The organism is Mucilaginibacter panaciglaebae (assembly GCF_039539265.1).
Classification (GTDB): Bacteria; Bacteroidota; Bacteroidia; order Sphingobacteriales; family Sphingobacteriaceae; genus Mucilaginibacter; species Mucilaginibacter panaciglaebae.
Genome location: NZ_BAABCV010000010.1, coordinates 111,118 through 130,638, shown reverse-complemented (window position 1 = coordinate 130,638; position 19,521 = coordinate 111,118). Strand labels below are relative to the sequence as shown.

Sequence of the window (19,521 nt, the reverse complement as noted above, 5' to 3'; positions counted from 1 at the left end):
TAAAAGCGGGTGATCCAAAAAAGTGTAAATTCAATTAAGTATTAACAACCAAATCTGTAAACTTTTTTCAGGACGGGTCAATGACATAAAAGTCAGAAAACGTGATCCAAAGTGATCCAAAATTGTCTGCGCAATTTCATAACATACTTATTTTTAGAATATTAAAAAAATTAACTGATCCAATTGATCCAGATTGATACACATTCACGGTGGATCACCTGGCATAGTACAAAGGCTTCTCGTCCGGTTAAGGGCTTTGTCGCTCTCGCCTGGTTAAGCGTCCCCGTTAAATGTAGGTATAGACACTTACAACGGGCGCTGCGAAGCTATCGTGGAGATTACGGATTTGTTATTTGGGTTCATTGCTATTATCGCAAAAATCAATCACCCAACAACGCCTTTAAGTTATCGAGTGTATCGGCTTCCTCTTTAGGTTTATCATGCCGCCAGCGCAGGATACGGGGGAAACGTAATGCAATGCCCGATTTATGGCGGGTTGAGCGGTTAATACCCTCAAAGCCTATCTCAAAAACCAACTCAGGCTTTACGGTTCGTACCGGGCCAAATTTTTCAAGCGTATTGCGTTTAACAAAATAGTCCACTTTATTAATCTCAGCATCAGTAAGCCCTGAGTAAGCTTTGGCAAAAGGCACCAGCTTGTCACCGTCCCAAACGGCAAAGGTATAGTCGGTATATAGGTCGGCTCGGCGGCCGTGGCCCTTTTGGGCGTAGATCATTACCGCATCTACAGAAAGCGGGTCGATCTTCCATTTCCACCAGTCACCACGCTTACGGCCAACTTGATAGGTTGCGCTTTTACGCTTTAACATAATGCCTTCGGCTATCATGGTTCGCGATTGCTCTCGGGTAGCCGCCAATTCATTCCAGGTGTTAAATTTTATCAGCGCCGATATTCTGAACGTTTCAGGAAAATTTGTTGCCGATTGTAACTGCTCCAATATCTCACGGCGTTCGCTTTGTGTTTTGTTGCGGATGTCTTCGCCGGCAAATTCCAGGCAATCGTAAGCTATTAGTGCTACCGGGCTCTCCTCTAATATTTTTTTATTCAAATTTTTTCTGCCGATGCGGGTTTGCAGTACATTGAAAGGCATAGGCTGCCCATTTTGAAAGCTTAATATTTCACCATCCAGCACGGTGCCGTCCGGTAAGTCATTCAAAAAAGGATGCAGCTCCGGAAATTTATCAGTAGCCAGGTCTTCGCCACGGCTCCAGATGAATATCTTGGCTTCGCGTTTAATTAACTGCGCGCGGATACCATCCCATTTCCATTCTGCCTGCCAGTCGGCAGCATCGCCCAAAGCACTTTTTAAGTCGTCTGCCGATTTTTGTTTTTCTGAGGTCTCTTGTATGGGATAAGCCAAAAAGAAAGGGTATGGGCGCGATATATCATCGGCAGCGCCTTGCTGTTGTACCAGTTGCTCGTAGGTATAGGTTTCGGGCATCCAGTTACCCATAACACGATGGGTGAGCGTTGCGGCGTCCAAGCCGGTAATGTCAGCCAACGCTTTGATCACCAGGTTTTGCGATACGCCGACACGGAAACTGCCGGTCAGCAGTTTATTGAACACAAAGCGCTCCTGCGTATCCAGCATCGTCCACGATTCAATGAGCCAAAGCTTACGCTCTTCTTCAGATTTGGTGCTTAATTCGTTTAATTCACCCATCCAGTCAGTAAGCGTTTTATTGCTGGTGCCGGTGGTGCTTTGTGGCATTAGCAGGGCCATGGTCTCGGCCAGGTCGCCCACTACATGATAGCTCTCCTCAAATAGCCAGATGGGGATATTGGTAATTTCAGTAGCCCATGTCCGTACCTGCGTGGAGTTAATAACGCGCTTGGGCTTGCGGCCGGTAAATAAAGCAAGCATGTGCATTTTATCGGTATCGGGCACACTATTGAAATAGTCCTTTAAAACCCTGACCTTTTCGTTGGTTTTATTGGTTTCATCAAGGGATAAAAATAGCTGGGCGAAGACTCTCATGAATCCACCCCTTCTAAATATCCCCCAAAGGGGGAACCTTTTTTATCCTGATCATTATTGTTAAATGGAGTATTAAACTCCTCCCCTTTTGGGGCGGGCTGGGTGGTGGTATCCTCCAGTGCCTCGTCATCACCATAAAGTGTATGCACCTCGTAGGCATCGAAACCAATCTCGTTTAAATAACGGGTAAAGCTGGCGGTGTAGCCGTGGGTCAGATAAACCTTTTCACAGCCGGTGGCATCGATAGCGCTGATCAACCCATCCCAGTCGGCATGGTCAGAGAGGACAAAACCGCGATCGGCGGCGCGGCGGCGTTTCGCTCCGCGAATAGCCATCCAACCTGAACAGTAGCCGAAACTGTATGGCTGAAACTTACGCATCCATGGTGTCCCCACAGACGACGGTGGTGCCAGAACAATACCTTTGCGTATTTCATCTTTTGATGTGTCGATAGTGATTCGTTCGGTTGGATTAAGAGTTACGCCATTGCGCCGTAATGCTTCGTTGGTATTCTCTATTACGCCATGCGTGTAAACTTTACCTATCGACAGATCGAGGTTCTGCAAAATGCGTTGTGACTTACCTAACGAGTATCCGACGATCACCGTAGCTACACCGTTGTTTACATTATTGCGCCACCAGTTATTTACGTCATCAAATATCTGCGCCTGTGGCTTCCATTGGTAAACCGGCATACCGAAGGTGCATTCGGATATAAAGTGATGACATTTTACCGGCTCAAAGGAGGTCGAAATGCCATCGTCTTCGGTTTTATAATCGCCCGACACCACCCAAACCTCGCCCTGGTATTCAACCCGTATTTGTGCCGAGCCAATTACGTGACCTGCCGGATACAGGCTAATGCTCACGCCGTTTTTCATCACCGTTTCGCCATACGCTACTGTTTGTAACTGAATATCGCCGAGCCGGTAAAGCAGGACTTCTCTTGACAAATGATGCGCCAGGTAATGCTTGTGCCCCCAATAGGCATGGTCGGCATGCGCATGGGTGATTATGGCATCATCAACCGGTTTCCATGGGTCAACATAAAACCTGCCTTGGTCGCAATAAATGCCTTTGTCGGTAAATTCAAGCAGTGGTTTCCTGGCCATGTAAGATAAACCGTTGTGATACAAATTGGTTTTAAAGCAAAAATCCCGGCACAAGGCCGGGATTTCGTTGTTGAAATATTGTACTGTTTAATAGCTTGTAGCGGGTGTAGCAACTTTGGTAATCTTGTTGTCCATATTGATGTAGTCGACCAAAATCTGGCCAGCTTCCAATTTCAACGGATCAAGATCCTCTTTCTTAGGTTTGGTTTCACCTTTCTTTAAAGGTTTATAGCCCAAAGCAACACGCAGGCTGTTGTCGCGTGCCAGCGTTCTGGCTTCGTCGTCGTCACGTTGTTTTTTTAGTTCCTGCTCGTTCAGGGTTACTGTTTTTTCTTTTTCGCTCTTTCGATAATCAGCAATGGTTTGCTCGTACGCTTTATAAGATGCACTTGTAGCAATGCGTTGATTATGTATTTTAGTTAGCGACGGTATAACCGAAGAAAGATCGGCAACCCTGGCGTAATTGCTTTTAGCAATCACATCGAAAGGTAAAGCTGACGGGTCAATGTCCTCGCCATATTTGTCTAATGGAATTAATGATGGAAACTGAATATCGGGAATAACACCTTTATGTTGGGTTGAGTTGCCGCTGATGCGATAGAATTTGGCTATAGTTAAATTCAGCTGACCGTATTGGTTTACGCTCCCGGTTGATACCGGTTTTTTTGCTCCGGTTGTCAAGCCTAATTTTTCGGCAATTGATGGCGTGATCACTTTATCAAGGTCTATCTCGCTTTGTACGGTACCTTTGCCATAGGTTTGTGTACCGATAATGAGGCCGCGGCCATAATCTTGTATAGCACCGGCAAAAATCTCGGAAGCCGAAGCACTGAAACGGTCAACCAATACAGCCATAGGGCCCGCATAAGCAACCGACGGATCTTCGTCTTTATTCACATCTACCTGGTCCTGGGTGTCTCTAACCTGAACCACAGGGCCGGTTTTAATAAATAAACCGGTAAGCGAAATAGCCTCGTTTAAGGAACCACCGCCATTCTCGCGCAAATCGACTATAATTCCGGTTACACCGGCACGTTTCAAGGTATCTAATACCAAACGCATATCGCGGGTGGTGCTTTGATAATTGGCATCGCCGGCACGGGCAGCGTTAAAATCGGCATAGAATGCAGGCACATTGATGATACCTACTTTGTATGTTTTGCCATTACTGTTATAGGTTTTTATTTCCTGTTTAACCAGTTGGTCTTTAAGCACGATTTTATCGCGAACCAGCTCAATCACTTTTGGCTGATCGGACACTGCTTTGCCCTGAGGTAATATTTTAAGCTTTACAACCGTGCCTTTGTTGCCGCGGATCAGCTTAATGGCATTATCCAAGCGCCAGCCAATGATATCCTGAAACTCGCCATCTTTACCTTGCGCCACCGCTAAAATACGGTCGCCGGTATTAATTTGATGGCTTTTATCAGCCGGGCCGCCTGCTACTACTGATTGGATAGTTACATACTCGTTTTTGCTTTGCAGCGTAGCACCAATGCCTTGTAATGATCTTGACATTTCCATATTAAACTGAGCCGCATTAAACGGATCGAAGTAATTGGTATGCGGATCTATGGCTTCGGTAAAATCGTCCATAAAAATCTGAAAGACATCATTGCCATTCAGCTTGCTGTTTTGTGATAAAAGGTCTTCATAACGCTTTTTTAACTTCTCTTTGTTTTTGGCCATATCTTTATCGGCCAGGGTTAAGTTAAGCAGATCATATTTTACGCGTTTGGTCCACTCTCTATCCATTTCGGCCTGCGAGCCTACCCAGGGCAAATCAGTACGGTCGTAAGTGAAAGTCTCCTTTTTGCTAAAATCGAAATTGTTGTTCAGCTGTGCAATTGAAAACTTAATGCGGTCTTGATATCTTTTCTGAAAAACGTTAAAAATGTAATAAACATCGTTCAGGTTGCCGTTTTTTATATCGTCGCTTAATGAATTTTTATACTTGTCAAAATCCTGTATGTCTGATGCTAATAAATAAGTATGAGTTTCATCCAGGCTTTTAATGTAGCGATTATAGATCACTGCAGATAAAGAATCATTCAGATCAACTTTTTTATAATTGTATTGCGATATAAACTTGGCTACTGTTTTGCATACGAGGCTTTGTTGCTCGGTAGGCTCCAGGTTATTTGAACCCGGCACTTTAATGGGCGGCGCAGATGTAGGGGCAGCGTGGCAAGCCAGGGCGGCGCCTACGGCAAGCACAAAATAGAATCTTTTAAACATATCTTTTATTAACGTTAATTCGGGTGTCGTTGTTGCTCTTGTTGGGTACATCAATACTTGTGCCTATTATAATTTTGCTAATGTAAAAAAAGAGATGGCAAAATAACCATCTCTTTATATAAGACTGATAACAAGTAACAATATTACAATAATGTTTTACTGTTTTGTTAATTCGGCAAGTATTTTACTTAATTGTTATAAACTGCATTAGTTAACTACAGTTTTAGCGGCGGCCGCCTCTACAGCTTCGGCGTAACGCAGTTCGGCTTTAACAGCAACAATTTTATTGGTTTGCAGGAATTTTACTTTTTTGTCTATAAGCGCAACATCTGTCTGCATACCCTTTGCGACAGCAAGGTCATGAGCTTCCAGTAAATCAGTCAGTGCCAAAAGCTGCTCGCCGATGGCATTTTTAATATCGGCCAGCAAATAAAGATTGTCTAATACATGGCGGGTATTACCGGCTTGCTTAGCTATAGTGTTGCTTTGCAGTAAATACCATTTAGCTTCAGAAAAGCGATTTTGGTGAAGATACAGCGCAGCCAGATCGCTAAAATTATAGCTGGCTAGATCATAAACTCTAAAACGCATGTTATGCTTGGCTTGTTTTAAAACTACCTCTTCTTCAACTTCAAGGTTGTAAACAGAGCGTGGCAGTTTTACTTTTTCAAGCTTTGCAGGTAACGTGTTTTTAATTTGTATTTGCGCGGGAGTGATAAATGCCACTGTTAAGACCTCAGGAACCGGTTTTGGCTTGCGTTTCCAAAACTGAGCTGATGCTGTCAAACTTAAGGTAAGGAAGGTTAAAGAAAGAAAAAATCTCATCAATATCTATTGCTAATAACTAAGTCCAGTATAACGGGGTATTTCAGCAAATATTATACTGCCAATTTATGTATTTATCCCGAGGTTAACAAGTGTATCGCGAAATTTAAATGGCTATAGGCAGGCTTAAGAAGAAAGTTGTGCCTTTTCCGGTCGCAGTTTCAAACCAGACTTTACCGCCGGCGTTTTCTACTGAGTTTTTCACGAAGGCTAAGCCTAAGCCCGTTCCCGAACTTTTTGTAGTAAAGTTAGGTTCAAATATTTTTTCGTGCATGCCTTCGGGTATACCGTTGCCATTATCCTTAACCGCTATTTTTATCTGTCTGTTATCTGTTTGATAGGTGATTTCCAACGTTCCGGGCCTATCGGGTGGAGTAGCCTCTATGGCATTTTTAAGCAGATTGTTAAAGCAACGTAACAACTGGTCTTTATCGGCCACAACAAAAAACGGCGCCTCAGGTATCTGGTAGTTGATCGTAAAATTGTCGGTTTGTTTAAATATGGTAACCGCCTGGTTTATCACCTCAAAAACATCGAAGCGTTCCATACGGGTATCCGGCATTTTGGCAAAGGCCGAAAACTCTGACGCTATCTGCGACAAACTCTCTATTTGCTCAACAAATGATTTGCTGAAACGCTCAAACTTCTGGTCAAACTTAGCATCCTTCTCGCGCCAGGATTTTTCTAATAACTGCAAGCCCAACTTCAAAGGCGTAAGCGGGTTCTTGATTTCATGAGCTACCTGCTTGGCCATTTCGCGCCAGGCGCTTTCGCGTTCAGACTGTGCCAACCGTGCGGCGCTGGCTTCAAGGGCCGCAATCATTTTGTTATATTCTTTTACCAAAGCGCCAATCTCGTCATCGCGATCCCATTTAATCGGCTCATTCTTTTTACCGTAGATGGTTTTACTTAAGCTCTGCTGAATGAAGTTTAACGGGTTAGTGATCTGTCGCGCAATAATAACGGCAAACAAACCTATAGCTATGAAAATGATGGCGTAAATCTGGATCATGATATTGAGCAGCGAGCCAATGCGTTCCCGGTAGTCGGCCTGGTTTGAAAAATAGGGCAATTGCAAATAAGCAATGGTTTCGCCTTTGGTGTTACGTATCGGCGCGTAAACTGTTTTATAATTAAGCGAGCCTATCCATTCATCGTTTTCAACATCTGATCGTTTTTCGTTAAGCAGTGTGATATATGCCCTGGCATTCATCCGCCGGGAAATAAGCCCATATTCATAAATGCGTGGTTGGGTGGTAATTAGCAGGGCGCCGCGTTTGTCAAATAAAACCAGGTCAGACGAGTAAGAGGCCGCCAATGCATCAAAACTTAACTGGCTTTGCTCGTTAAGATGGGTTATGTATTTATCAAACAGTCCATTCTCAAAAGCGTCGGTTATTTTGATGATACGGTCGCGGATCATTTTGTCCTGCTGGTTTTGATATTGCGAACTGATGGAAATATAGGTAACAATGCCTACTAAGATCAGGGTAATCACTACCGCAAATACCATCGAAAACTGAATGCGGGTTTTGTAAAGTATCTTGTCCAGGGTAATCCTGAGCCCCCATTTTATTTTGTTGTTGGTGATGGTCAATATCTTAATACGCAACCATGCCCAGCTTGCCACAAATACAATAACGCTGAATAACAGCAGGATCACAAAAAAGAAAGTAACCGACGTAATGCTGTAAAAAAAGGAAAGTTCCTGTTTACTTACTACGATAAGATTGCGTTCGGTGGGTTTGTAGATGAGGTGGCTATAGACAACTTTAGGCCGGTACCACACTCCGCTTTTCTGTTCGCTGGTTCGGTAATTGAAGGTTTTAACCGGATACTGGTAATTAGTACGCACTAGCTTGTACACGAAATTACCATTTTGCGACAGCAGTTTATTATCAGAATAAAATGCGTACGAGTAGTTCTTAAAATCGCCCTTATCGTCCAGGTGGCCATCAGCCAGCAACTCGGGGAAGTAATTTGAAGTTTGCAGCGCCTTTGATTTAAGTTCGACGATAATCGAGCCCAGATTTTTGGCCGTTTGTGTTACAGGTAATATCCCAAAGTAATTCTGAAAACCAAAGGACTCATTTTCGCGATAAAAATAATTAGATACCTTAAGCGAACTATACAGCACCATATCCTTGTAGACAGAAAGCGGGTAGTTCTGATCGGCCGATATGGGTTGTTCTTTGGCATTGTAGGCATGTACCTTAAAATCATATTTGGAGAGGTAGCCGTCAAAATAACGTTTTTGTAAACGGTTTTGAAGGTAATCATTGTTGTGTACCGTATCTCTAAAATAGCTGATGATAAAAGGATCAGTTACTATTTGCCGTTCTATCTTTTTAAACAAACGATCAGCCGTTGAGTCGGTTGGGTTTTCGAGCTTAAGGATAAGAGCCTTGCGGTTTTGTTTTTCTTTTTTATCCTCAAAGCGATTAAGGTTTATGGATGATATTATTGAGCAAATAAGTAATATACCTGCAAACGTAAACGTGGTTGTACGGGTATTCCGGGTGTGGTATCCATAGCCCCTGATAATCACGATGAGCGACCATAAGAGATAAAATCCTATAAATTCATTTCTGGATATGCTATAATAACAGGTAGCAGCGACAATAGCAATCAAAAAAATGATCAGTTGCTGTTTGGCCGGTATGGGCAGGCGGCAGCACACGGTCTGGCAAACCTCGTTAAGCAGGTAAAAAATAAAAAAACTGAAACACAGGAGCAGTATGCCGCATAGGCTATATCCTGATAAGCCAAGCACATTATTAACGTCAAAGTTAATGTTAGAGTGTACAACCAGCCCATAAAATACGTGGAGCAGTAGGGTTGATACAATCATAAGTGCGCCTATACAAAATAAAATCAGCACATAGCCGCCTGTTTTGCCGGGGGTGTACTTGATCAGCTTAAAGCGTTGCCTGTAGATGTAGGCCACCAGCCAGCTTGCCAGCAGGATGTTAATGCCGAGATCGCCGAGTGAGGGACACAATTTGCCTGCTGAGTATAAATGGGGGTTAAATATCTCCAGCCGGTGGGTAAAATTTGGCCAATTAAATTCCAGGTTGAGATATCGTATGCCAATAATAAATGCTGCCAGGAAAATAAATGATAAAAAGAGATGGTCTTTGTTAACCAGGTATGAACATATGTTTTGCACCAGGACACAGACAACCAGAAGGGTTAACAGCCATAAAACCAGTTCAAAGTAAAAGAAACGGTAATTAATTTCATTGGATTTTACCTTAACCCAAAACAAAGAGGTTTTGCTTACACTGCGCACAGCCAGGGCATCCTTGTCGGTGAAATCGGCAATGTCAATGTTGTTGTCTTTGAGCAGGTCTTTGGAGAAGGTATTTTGTAGATATTGGTTTTGTACCGTATAATTGGTTTTTACAGGGATGAGAAAGATCACCGAAAAATCGCCGTCGCTTTTCTTGATGGATTCGTAATAGCCATTCGCTTCTTTTTTAAATGAGTAGCCATCTTTAATATATTGTGGGTTTGGCGGTATTACCGTTATATCGCTCCAGTATTGAACCTGGTTTTTTTTGTAGGTTACTACATAAATGCTTCTGTCGTTAGTAAACTCCCGGATACATTTTAAACCGTCGTCATAATTATTGGCGATGGTTTTAAAGCGGTTAAGCCCGGCCCTGGTTCCAATAGCGTTGTTAATGTATTCTTCTTTTTGATGAAGACCACTCTCGAGCATTTTGGCCGTCTGTGTCAAATTAACGGCAGGCGTATACGTTGAGCGCACAATAATCGCCGTTAATAATAAACTGGCGCTTAACAAGGCCAGCATTAACCGTATTTTTCCAGCGTAACTCAAATTTGTTATTGGGTATTTTGCATTGGTAAACTTACAAATAAAAAAAAGCCGCTTTAGTTTTGCGACTTTAAAAAAATATTGTTGCAATTGAACAAATGATTGCGGATTTTGCAGGAAATGTTTGGCAAATCAATTGTTTATTGAAAATCTTAAATGGGAACAAAATCTAAAGCTAACACCAAATCACAGTTGATAGGTACTATATTAACGTTGATTGGAGTGGCAGGTTTGATCTATGCTGCTATGTGCCAGTTTACCGACGGCATGAATAAAAAGGCTGCAGCAGGCATTTTGTTGTTTTCTCTGGCGATAACTTTTATTGGCATTGGCCAACTCTACAAGAAACACCCTGACGAGTATTAGGCAAAAAAAATCCCCTCGTCAACCGACGAAAGGATATATATCTATTTAATATCAGTTGTAATTATTCGCCGGGGTTTTCGTCTCCCATGGTTTCATTTTCGCTGCCAGACCCTAACAATTCTTTTCTGAAGGCTGACAGTACCCGGCCGCCTTTATAAAAATAACGGCTGTAGTAATCATCATCTAAACTACTTACCGCTACGCCTTTTGACGACGCATGTGCAAAACGGTTATTACCTAAATAAATGCCCACATGCGAAATGCTGCGGCTATGGATTTTAAAGAAAACCAAATCGCCTTCTTTTAATTCATCTTTTTTAACGGGGCTAACCATGCTAAAGATATCGCGCGAGTTACGTTTGATATCTACATTAAATACCTGGCTATATAGCTGTTTGGTGAAACCTGAGCAATCAATGCCCTTTTTAGTCCCGCCGCCAAAACGGTACGGAGTACCGATCCACTCATATACAAAATCAAAAAGTTTCATGTTTGATGTTGCTGAAACCGCAACATGCATGATTTGAGAAAGATAATCTTTTGCTAAACTTTCCTGGTCGTCAGACTTGTCAGGTGTTGGGGTTGGAACACTTTTTGTTTGAGCCTGAGTCGCTAATACACTGAAAAATAGGGCAATGGCCAGTACTGTTTTTTTCATTTAATCGCTAGTTTCGTTCTCTTTTACGGACAAGCCGTCCACTTTGTTACACACTTTCGATTAGGTTGCCTACAAAACTATCCATTTTTTCCAAAAAGGCAAATAAAACATTCATTTTATTAACATTTTTAATTTTTCCACAATTGTCAATAAGCTAAACATAAAAATAGAATGTCGGCTGCCACCGAACGGCCAGCCAATGTCATCGTTTTATAATTTTATGTGAAACCGTGACGGCTAGGCCTCTGTTGTTAGCATGCAAATGTAAGTCAGACTCCTGCGGGTTGATGTTTCTTCATAAAACTTCGCAACAAATACGTTGGGGTTTCGATAATTTGGAAGATATAATTAGATTTGCGCATTCTACATCTAAATATAGATTGTTTAACAAATGAGTTCAATCGAAATAAATAAAGACACCTACTTAATGTGGTACGAGTCTATGCTTTTGATGCGTAAATTCGAGGAGAAAGCAGGGCAGCTATATGGACAGCAAAAAATAAGGGGCTTTTGTCACTTGTACATCGGCCAGGAAGCAGTGTTGGCCGGCGCGATGTCGGTACTGAAAAAAGAGGACAGCCTGATCACCGCTTACCGCGATCACGCGCATGCTATTGCGAAAGGTGTAAGCACAAACGCCATCATGGCAGAGCTTTATGGTAAGGCTACAGGTTGCTCAAAGGGTAAGGGCGGCTCAATGCACATGTTTAGCAAAGAGCATCACTTTTACGGTGGCCACGGTATTGTAGGCGGGCAGATCCCATTGGGTGCCGGCGTTGCATTTGCTGAGAAATTTAAAGGTACAGAGTTTGTTAACGTTACTTATATGGGCGACGGTGCTGTACGCCAGGGTGCTTTAAATGAAACTTTCAATATGGCCGCATTGTGGAAATTGCCGGTAATCTTTATCTGCGAAAACAATGGCTATGCTATGGGTACTTCGGTTGCCCGTACTACTATACAAACAGACATTTATAAATTAGGCTTACCTTATGGTATCCCTTCATCGCCGGTTGATGGCATGGACCCTGTTGCGGTACATAACGCAATGGACGAAGCCGTACAACGTGCACGTAACGGCGAGGGGCCAACCTTCCTGGAAATGCGCACCTACCGGTACAAAGGTCACTCCATGTCCGATCCTCAAAAATATCGCACTAAAGAAGAGTTGGAAAGCTACAAAGCTAAAGACCCTATTGAGACAGTAAAAGCTGCCATCGAAAAAAATGGTTATGCCGATGAGCAATGGTTTGAAGAGATCGAAGCCAAAATCAAAGCCGAGGTTGAGGGGTCAGTAAAATTTGCTGAGGAGTCGCCATGGCCGGAAGCATCAGAACTTTATACTGATGTATATGTGCAAAAAGATTACCCATACATCAGGGACTAGTTTTTTGTAGTGCGGTGTGTTAAGTCGTTTCGTGACCATAATGACTTAAGGCTCATGATTTCAGACTAAAGACTTAATAAAAATTAATAATTCTATTCATCCTATAAATATGGCCGAAGTAGTTAAAATGCCTAAGATGAGTGACACCATGACTGAAGGTGTTGTTGCTAAATGGCATAAAAAAGTTGGTGACAAGGTGAAATCGGGCGATGTATTGGCCGAGATCGAAACCGATAAAGCCACCATGGATTTTGAATCTTACCAGGATGGCGTTTTGCTATATATCGGTATAGAGGAGGGTAAAGCTGCCCCTGTTGACGCTGTTATTGCCGTTTTAGGTAAAGAAGGCGAAGACTATAAAGCCGCTTTAGATGGTGCCGCCGCTCCGGCTGCGGCTGCTGAAGAAAAGCCTGCTGCTCCGGTTGCTGATAAAGCACCTGCCGCTAAAGTTGACACCTCAAGCATTCCGGCAACGGTTATCCGCATGCCGGCCCTGAGTGACACCATGACCGAAGGCGTGATCAACAAATGGAATTTTAAAGTAGGTGATAAAGTAAAATCTGACGACTCATTGGCCGACGTTGAAACTGACAAAGCTACCATGGAGGTTGTAGGTTATGAAGAAGGTACTTTATTATATATAGGCCCTAAAGAGGGCGAGGCTGCACCGGTACATGGCATCATTGCCATTGTAGGTAAAGAAGGCACAGATATCACCCCGTTGTTGCAGGATAATGGTAGTGACGCTGTACCAGCGGCCTCACCGGCCACTGAAAGTGCACCTGCTGCAGCATCAGCTCAGGGTGCCGAAGAAAAAGAAGTAGCGCATAGTGACGGCCGCGTAAAAGCGTCGCCGCTGGCCCGCAAAATAGCTAAAGAAAAAGGCATCGATATCAATGCTGTTAAGGGTACTGCCGAAGGTGGCCGTATTGTTAAAAAAGATATTGAAGACTTTAAACCCGGTGCTGCTGCTCCTGCCGCGCCTTCTGAAAGTACCCCTGCACAAGGCGGTACTCCGGCGAAAGCTGCTGCACCAATTGTGCTGCCAACCTTTACCGGCGAAGAGAAATTTACCGAAAGACCGGTTACACAAATGCGTAAGGCTATTTCAAGACGTTTATCTGACAGCTTGTTTACAGCTCCGCATTTCTATGTGACCATGTCTATTGATATGGATCAGGCCATTGCATCACGTAACAAGATCAATGAGATTGCCCCGGTTAAAATATCATTCAACGACTTTGTAGTTAAAGCTGTTGCTATCGCTTTAAGGCAGCATCCGGCTATTAACTCATCATTCCTGGGCGATAAAATTCGTACCAATGAGCACGTACATGTTGGTGTTGCCGTTGCTGTCGACGAAGGTCTGTTAGTTCCGGTAGTTAAATTTGCCGATGGTAAATCACTAAGCCATATCTCGGTGGAGGTTAAAGAGTTTGCGCAGAAATCAAAAGCTAAAAAACTGCAGCCTAACGAAATGGAAGGCTCCACATTTACCATATCAAACTTAGGCATGTTTGGTGTCGACGAGTTTACGGCTATCATAAACACACCAAATGCCTGTATCCTTGCAGTTAGCGGTATCCAGGCTATACCGGTTGTTAAAAATGGTGCCGTTGTTCCGGGCAACATCATGAAGGTGACGCTAAGCGCCGACCACCGTGTGGTTGACGGTGCAAGTGCCGCCGCCTTTTTGCAAAGCTTGAAACAATTATTGGAAGAGCCGGTAAGGCTGCTGATCTGATAGCGTCAAGAATCAAGAGACAAGATTTCAAGAGTTGATGCAAAAAGCGATGGGTTTCAAACCCATCGCTTTTTGTTTTGAGCTTATTAGCGGCTGATGTTTTCTTTTTGGTGGCAGATGGATTTTATTTCAATGTTAAATCTCCTTTTGATGTCTTGCTCACCTTGTTCTATGCCTTTGAGATGTTCTTGTGGGATTTGAATACCTCACCTTATGATCAATCATTGACCCTAACATCATCCTGTGATAAGCGACTTACCGCTCTTTTTGTTTATGTTATAGATTTTGTAAATTGAATTTTATTTCAATCATGGAGTCATCAGCAATAACTATCCGCGAAGCAACCGCCGCCGACCTGCCTGACGTGCTCGAAATATACAACGAAGTGATTTTAAACACCACTTCTGTTTACAGCGAAGAACCGCATACCCTTGCTATGCGACAAACCTGGTTCAATGAGCGAAAAACGGCCGGGTTCCCGGTAATCGTCGCTCTGCAAAATGAACATATAGTTGGCTTTGGCAGTTACGGGCATTTCAGGGTCTGGCCATGTTATCGTTATACCGCAGAGCATTCGGTTTATGTGCATAAAGACCACCGGGGCAGAGGTATTAGCAAGCTGTTATTAAAAGAGCTGATAGCGTTGGCCAGGAGCGGGGGCTATCATGCACTTATTGCGGGCATAGATAGTCATAACGACGTGAGCCTTAAATTACACCTGGCATTCGGCTTTACGCAAGTTGCGCATTTTAAAGAGGTGGGATTTAAGTTTGGCAAATGGTTGGACTTATTGTTTTTAGAACTATTGCTCTGATAAACTGACCGGTTTGTGACAGCAAGGGGAAAATAAACATTCTGAAAATTCATATCTTTGTAGCTCGAATATCAACCATTATGTGATTTAGCAAGATTGAGATAAACTTAATACCAGCTGTAAAATAGCCGGACGATCAATCCACGTCTTAACAGACGCGTATCATTAACAAGAATCACTTTCAAATTCATAACACATCGCGTATCATGTGATTAACCGCATTGTTTGTATATCAACAGACAAACCGATCCATTTTAGAGAATAATTAACCGTTACAAAACAGGCTTATCCATAACGATGGCTTTTTGTAACTTGGCATTCTGATTGATTGATTAATTAATATTAATGAGACAAAAAATTTATGATACTGCTGTAAAGCAGGAGCGTGCAGTGCTGGTTGGTGTTATTACCGCTAACGAGAACGACGAGCGCGCAAAAGAATACTTAGAAGAACTACAATTCCTGGTGGAAACCGCCGGTGCAAAAACCGAAAAGATCTTCACTCAAAAACTGGCCAAGCCTGATCGTGCTACTTTCGTAGGCTCGGGGCGTTTGGAGGATATCAAAGTATATGTGAAGGAAGAAGAGATAGACATGGTAGTTTTTGACGACGAGTTGAGTCCATCACAGTTACGTAACATTGAGAACGAGCTGCAGGTAAAGATACTAGACCGCAACAACCTTATTCTGGACATTTTTGCTAACAGGGCCCAAACGGCACAAGCCAAAACCCAGGTAGAGCTGGCGCAGCTGCAATACCTGCTGCCGCGATTAACCCGTATGTGGACACACTTGGAGCGCCAGAAAGGTGGCATAGGGATGCGTGGGCCGGGTGAATCGCAGATTGAGACTGACCGTCGTTTGATTTTGAATAAGATCTCATTATTGAAGGACCGCTTGAAATTAATTGACCGCCAAAACGAAACCCAGCGTAAAAACCGTACTCAAATGGTACGTGTAGCGCTGGTGGGATATACCAACGTGGGTAAGTCGACCATTATGAATATGATCTCCAAGTCGGACGTGTTTGCAGAGAACAAATTGTTTGCTACGCTGGACACAACCGTGCGTAAGGTGGTAATAGATAATGTGCCATTCTTACTATCCGACACGGTAGGGTTCATCCGCAAATTACCCCATGACCTGGTTGAGTGTTTTAAATCGACCCTTGACGAAGTGCGTGAGGCGGACCTGCTGGTACATGTGGTAGACGTTTCACATCCAAGTTTTGAAGACCATATCCGGGCGGTAAATGAAACGTTAAAGGATCTGGGCGCAAGCGATAAGCAGACTATTACGGTATTTAACAAGATAGACGCTTTCAAACCCATGCAAATGCACCCTGACGAAGAGGTGGAACCGGTAACGCTGGAGGATTTTAAACATAGTTGGATGGCCAAAAATAATAGTCCGGCAATATTTATATCAGCCACCAAAAAGGAAAATATAGAAGAGTTCAGGTCGATGCTCTATCAATATGTAAAAGATATACATATGGACAGGTATCCGTATGATCATTTGCTGTATTAATGCTCCAATCCTAAAGGGCAGGAATGTTATAGCAAAGGGTGGGGGTATGCTTCACCCTTTGCTATTTATAATTTGCCATTCTGAGTATAGCAAGAATGACAAAAAAGGGTATTATGTCAAAAAGATATTCTTCTCTATCGCCGGAATAATGCCTTTCTCCAACGCGGTATCAAACAGTAATTGAATAGCCTTGCGACCTTCCCCACCTAAATCGACAGAGTACTTGTTCACGTAAAGCTCAATGTGTTTATACATTACTTCTTCACTCATTTCCTGCGCATGCTGGCGGATAAAATCCAATCCTGATTTTGGATTAGCAAATGCAAACTCCACCGATTTTCGCAATACACGATTAATTTTATGCTGAACATCCTCAGGTAAATTACGATTAGCCACGATGCCGCCTAACGGGATAGCGCAGCCGGTTTCCTTCTCCCAGTAATCGCCCAAATCAATGATCTTATTAAGGCCTTTGTCCTGGTAAGTAAAACGATTTTCGTGGATGATCAATCCGGCATCAACGCGACCTTCTAAAACGGCATTTTCAATGTCAGAAAATACCAGCTCAACTTTACTGGTAGCTTGGGGGAATGCCAGTCCTAACAGGAAGTTTGCAGTAGTATATTTCCCGGGGATGCCTATTTTAAATTCTGAGCCCTGAGTTTTAAGTTTGGGGTAAAGCGCTTCAGGATCACCTTTACAGATCAGCATCGGCCCCACTCCAAAACCCAGCGCGCTGCCGGCATCCAGCAACACATAATTATCTACAACATAAGCAAAAGCGTGGTAGCTTAGTTTGGTGATATCCAGTTCGCGGCGAAAGGCTTTTTGGTTAAGCGTTTCAACATCATCATAAAACACCTCAAAGTCCAGGCCTTCGGTGTCTATTTTATGATGTATCAGCGCGTCAAAAATAAAGGTATCATTGGGGCATGGCGAAAAGCCAAGTGTCAGTTTCATGGTATCAGAGGTTAGAGATTAATTAATCAGGATAGCTGCGACATTCACTAATTCGCTCATGTATTATTAAAGCTGTCTGATCAATTCCAGCGCAAATGTATTCAGATTTTTAACAGCAAGCCCTATCTTCCAGTTATCGCGATTGCGTTTTTCTACATAATTTGACACTGCCCTGATTTGCACGCAAGGCACCTTCAGCTCGCGGCAGGCATAGAAGAATGCTGCGCCCTCCATGCTCTCCAATTGCGGGTTAACCCGATCAATAACTCCGGCTATGGTTCCTTCATTGCCGTGCACAGTATTAACCGTAATAGACGATACTTTTGGCAGCGCTATCTTTTGAGTAAAATGTCCGAGGCTGCTGGTGGGATTGAAAATGCTTGCGCCTAAGCCTAATTGTTCTATGTTAATGAAACGGGTATCATCTTCAGCACCCAGTTCCGCAAAGGTGTCTTTGGTAATCTCTACCACATCGCCCAATTGGATATTACGATCAAAGCTGCCGCCTATACCCAGGTTAATTACCAGGTTATATACGTTATGCGGCAAATGCCTGCCTAAGGCAAATGCCGTAGGCACCATACCTGCGCCTGTAACCAGCACCGAGCAGTTAGCTACCGATGTATGCCTGGGCATAAAGAGATTATCGGCCTCGTCTGATTTCTGCATACCCAGGGCTTGCATTAAAGGCTCAACCTCGGGTTGGGTGGCAACAACAATTAGTATGCGCATTGTGGCTTTTTATGCTAATATAACTAAAAAATTATCTGGCGTATTATCATCGTAATGTAATTGTCATGATAAGGGCAAACCGTATGCCGCAATTAAATAGCCTAACTAAACTTTTGTATATTTGCCATCGTAATTATTATGATGATACATATAACGCGCAAAGAACATTTTAACGCTGCACACCGCATGTACCGCGATGAATGGAGCGCTGAAAAAAATATTGAGGTATTTGGCAAATGCGCCAACCCAAACTGGCATGGTCACAACTATAATTTGTTTGTAACTGTTAAAGGAGATGTTACCGCTCAGACAGGTTATTTAATAGACTTGAAAGAGCTTAAGACTATCATTAACGACTACGTTATCGAGAAGCTTGACCATAGGAATATTAACCTGGATGTTGATTTCATGAAGGGCAAAATGGCATCGACCGAATTGCTTTGCATTGAGATATTCAGACAACTAAAAGCCCCCATCGAAGCTCATGCAGGTGTATTTTTACATTCTGTAAGATTATTTGAGACCGAAAATAACTCGGCAGAATATTTTGGCGAATAACCCCATATCATGATTGAAGATAGCAATATCCCCGACAGGGATGATGACATTAACGGCTACGAAAAAATTGACCGTTATAACCCTGAACTGATACAAAGCCTGTCAGTACACTACAAAGAGATTTTAACGCAATTAGGCGAACATCCCGGGCGCGAAGGGTTATTAAAAACACCTGAGCGTGTAGCTAAGGCCATGTTATATTTAACCCACGGGTATGATGTCGATCCTAAAAAGATATTAAACTCTGCCCTGTTTAAAGAGGAGTATAGCCAGATGGTAGTGGTTAAGGACATTGAAGTATACTCCATGTGCGAGCATCACATGCTGCCGTTTTTTGGCAAGGCGCATATTGCCTATATTCCTAACGGATATGTGGTAGGTTTAAGTAAAATACCACGTGTGGTCGACGCTTACTCGCGCCGTTTACAGGTTCAAGAGCGTTTAACCAATGAAATACGCGATTGTATCCAGGAAGCGTTGCAGCCTGTTGGCGTGGGCGTGGTTATTGAGTGCCGCCACCTGTGCATGTGCATGCGCGGCGTGCAAAAACAAAATTCGGTTACTACTACCTCAGCCTTCTCCGGCGGATTCTTCCAGGAGAAAACAAGGGCAGAGTTCCTTAACTTAATTTCGCAAAAATTAAGTTAGTGATCGAAAATTAGCTAATTAGAGATTGGGCTTTAATTCACACAATACCTTTTCAATAATGTTATTAACTAATCACTGATCGATTACCAGATTTGAAAACCAACTAAT

Annotated in this window: 15 protein-coding genes; 7 read left to right on the top strand and 8 right to left on the bottom strand. The window is 43.1% G+C overall.

Features of this window, described 5'->3' with window-relative positions; genetic code table 11:
- Positions 1 to 380: 380 nt before the first annotated feature.
- The 5 genes from ABD772_RS14480 to ABD772_RS14460 form a co-directional block, all read right to left on the bottom strand.
- Positions 381 to 2,000, bottom strand: a complete 1,620-nt coding sequence (locus ABD772_RS14480) for an ATP-dependent DNA ligase (RefSeq protein WP_345105895.1) — start codon at positions 1,998 to 2,000, stop codon at positions 381 to 383.
- Positions 1,997 to 3,112: a ligase-associated DNA damage response exonuclease gene (locus ABD772_RS14475; protein ID WP_345105893.1), complete on the bottom strand. Its 1,116-nt coding sequence runs from the start codon at positions 3,110 to 3,112 to the stop codon at positions 1,997 to 1,999. Before ABD772_RS14475 ends, ABD772_RS14480 begins: the two co-directional genes overlap by 4 nt.
- Before the next feature lie 87 nt (positions 3,113 to 3,199).
- Positions 3,200 to 5,350: a carboxy terminal-processing peptidase gene (locus ABD772_RS14470; protein WP_345105891.1), complete on the bottom strand. Its 2,151-nt coding sequence runs from the start codon at positions 5,348 to 5,350 to the stop codon at positions 3,200 to 3,202.
- A gap of 207 nt (positions 5,351 to 5,557) precedes the next feature.
- Positions 5,558 to 6,175 (bottom strand): hypothetical protein, encoded by a 618-nt coding sequence (locus ABD772_RS14465; RefSeq protein WP_345105889.1) that lies wholly within the window; start codon positions 6,173 to 6,175, stop codon positions 5,558 to 5,560.
- Positions 6,176 to 6,281: 106 nt separating this feature from the next.
- Positions 6,282 to 10,019, bottom strand: coding sequence for a sensor histidine kinase (locus ABD772_RS14460; protein WP_345105887.1), 3,738 nt, complete (start codon positions 10,017 to 10,019; stop codon positions 6,282 to 6,284).
- Between the two features lie 153 nt (positions 10,020 to 10,172).
- On the opposite strand from ABD772_RS14460, the gene ABD772_RS14455 reads away from it, so the two are divergent.
- A complete protein-coding gene (locus ABD772_RS14455) occupies positions 10,173 to 10,382 on the top strand; it encodes a hypothetical protein (protein WP_345105885.1) in 210 nt (69 codons plus the stop codon).
- Between the two features lie 61 nt (positions 10,383 to 10,443).
- Here ABD772_RS14455 and ABD772_RS14450 read toward each other — a convergent pair whose 3' ends face one another.
- Positions 10,444 to 11,040 carry a C40 family peptidase gene (locus tag ABD772_RS14450; RefSeq protein WP_345105882.1) on the bottom strand — a complete coding sequence of 199 codons (597 nt, stop codon included), beginning with the start codon at positions 11,038 to 11,040 and terminating at the stop codon, positions 10,444 to 10,446.
- A gap of 391 nt (positions 11,041 to 11,431) precedes the next feature.
- Here ABD772_RS14450 and pdhA point away from each other — a divergent pair, with 391 nt between their 5' ends.
- From pdhA to hflX, 4 genes are all read left to right on the top strand, one after another.
- The gene (pdhA, locus tag ABD772_RS14445) at positions 11,432 to 12,427 is read left to right on the top strand and encodes a pyruvate dehydrogenase (acetyl-transferring) E1 component subunit alpha (RefSeq protein WP_345105880.1); all 996 of its coding nucleotides are present in this window, start codon (positions 11,432 to 11,434) and stop codon (positions 12,425 to 12,427) included.
- Between the two features lie 109 nt (positions 12,428 to 12,536).
- Positions 12,537 to 14,171 carry a 2-oxo acid dehydrogenase subunit E2 gene (locus ABD772_RS14440; RefSeq protein ID WP_345105877.1) on the top strand — a complete coding sequence of 545 codons (1,635 nt, stop codon included), beginning with the start codon at positions 12,537 to 12,539 and terminating at the stop codon, positions 14,169 to 14,171.
- A gap of 310 nt (positions 14,172 to 14,481) precedes the next feature.
- A complete protein-coding gene (locus ABD772_RS14435) occupies positions 14,482 to 14,985 on the top strand; it encodes a GNAT family N-acetyltransferase (RefSeq protein WP_345105874.1) in 504 nt (167 codons plus the stop codon).
- 345 nt (positions 14,986 to 15,330) lie between these two features.
- Complete coding sequence (gene hflX, locus ABD772_RS14430) at positions 15,331 to 16,515, top strand: GTPase HflX (protein WP_345105871.1); 1,185 nt, start codon at positions 15,331 to 15,333, stop codon at positions 16,513 to 16,515.
- Between the two features lie 111 nt (positions 16,516 to 16,626).
- On the opposite strand, the gene ABD772_RS14425 is transcribed toward hflX, so the two are convergent.
- Positions 16,627 to 17,475: a menaquinone biosynthesis family protein gene (locus ABD772_RS14425; protein WP_345105869.1), complete on the bottom strand. Its 849-nt coding sequence runs from the start codon at positions 17,473 to 17,475 to the stop codon at positions 16,627 to 16,629.
- A 66-nt stretch (positions 17,476 to 17,541) separates the two neighbouring features.
- The gene (gene mqnB, locus ABD772_RS14420; protein ID WP_345105864.1) at positions 17,542 to 18,207 is read right to left on the bottom strand and encodes a futalosine hydrolase; all 666 of its coding nucleotides are present in this window, start codon (positions 18,205 to 18,207) and stop codon (positions 17,542 to 17,544) included.
- 141 nt (positions 18,208 to 18,348) lie between these two features.
- On the opposite strand from mqnB, the gene ABD772_RS14415 reads away from it, so the two are divergent.
- Complete coding sequence (locus ABD772_RS14415) at positions 18,349 to 18,765, top strand: 6-pyruvoyl trahydropterin synthase family protein (protein ID WP_345105985.1); 417 nt, start codon at positions 18,349 to 18,351, stop codon at positions 18,763 to 18,765.
- Positions 18,766 to 18,774: 9 nt separating this feature from the next.
- Positions 18,775 to 19,413, top strand: coding sequence for a GTP cyclohydrolase I FolE (gene folE, locus ABD772_RS14410; RefSeq protein WP_345105861.1), 639 nt, complete (start codon positions 18,775 to 18,777; stop codon positions 19,411 to 19,413).
- The last annotated feature ends 108 nt before the right edge of the window (positions 19,414 to 19,521 follow it).

Bases quoted from the DNA above. Each gene is read 5' to 3' on its own strand.
- ABD772_RS14480 (WP_345105895.1), bottom strand. From the start codon at position 2,000: ATGAGAGTCTTCGCCCAGCTATTTTTATCCCTTGATGAAACCAATAAA.
- ABD772_RS14475 (WP_345105893.1), bottom strand. From the start codon at position 3,112: ATGGCCAGGAAACCACTGCTTGAATTTACCGACAAAGGCATTTATTGC.
- ABD772_RS14470 (WP_345105891.1), bottom strand. From the start codon at position 5,350: ATGTTTAAAAGATTCTATTTTGTGCTTGCCGTAGGCGCCGCCCTGGCT.
- ABD772_RS14465 (WP_345105889.1), bottom strand. From the start codon at position 6,175: ATGAGATTTTTTCTTTCTTTAACCTTCCTTACCTTAAGTTTGACAGCA.
- ABD772_RS14455 (WP_345105885.1), top strand. From the start codon at position 10,173: ATGGGAACAAAATCTAAAGCTAACACCAAATCACAGTTGATAGGTACT.
- ABD772_RS14450 (WP_345105882.1), bottom strand. From the start codon at position 11,040: ATGAAAAAAACAGTACTGGCCATTGCCCTATTTTTCAGTGTATTAGCG.
- pdhA (WP_345105880.1), top strand. From the start codon at position 11,432: ATGAGTTCAATCGAAATAAATAAAGACACCTACTTAATGTGGTACGAG.
- ABD772_RS14440 (WP_345105877.1), top strand. From the start codon at position 12,537: ATGGCCGAAGTAGTTAAAATGCCTAAGATGAGTGACACCATGACTGAA.
- ABD772_RS14435 (WP_345105874.1), top strand. From the start codon at position 14,482: ATGGAGTCATCAGCAATAACTATCCGCGAAGCAACCGCCGCCGACCTG.
- hflX (WP_345105871.1), top strand. From the start codon at position 15,331: ATGAGACAAAAAATTTATGATACTGCTGTAAAGCAGGAGCGTGCAGTG.
- ABD772_RS14425 (WP_345105869.1), bottom strand. From the start codon at position 17,475: ATGAAACTGACACTTGGCTTTTCGCCATGCCCCAATGATACCTTTATT.
- mqnB (WP_345105864.1), bottom strand. From the start codon at position 18,207: ATGCGCATACTAATTGTTGTTGCCACCCAACCCGAGGTTGAGCCTTTA.
- ABD772_RS14415 (WP_345105985.1), top strand. From the start codon at position 18,349: ATGATACATATAACGCGCAAAGAACATTTTAACGCTGCACACCGCATG.
- folE (WP_345105861.1), top strand. From the start codon at position 18,775: ATGATTGAAGATAGCAATATCCCCGACAGGGATGATGACATTAACGGC.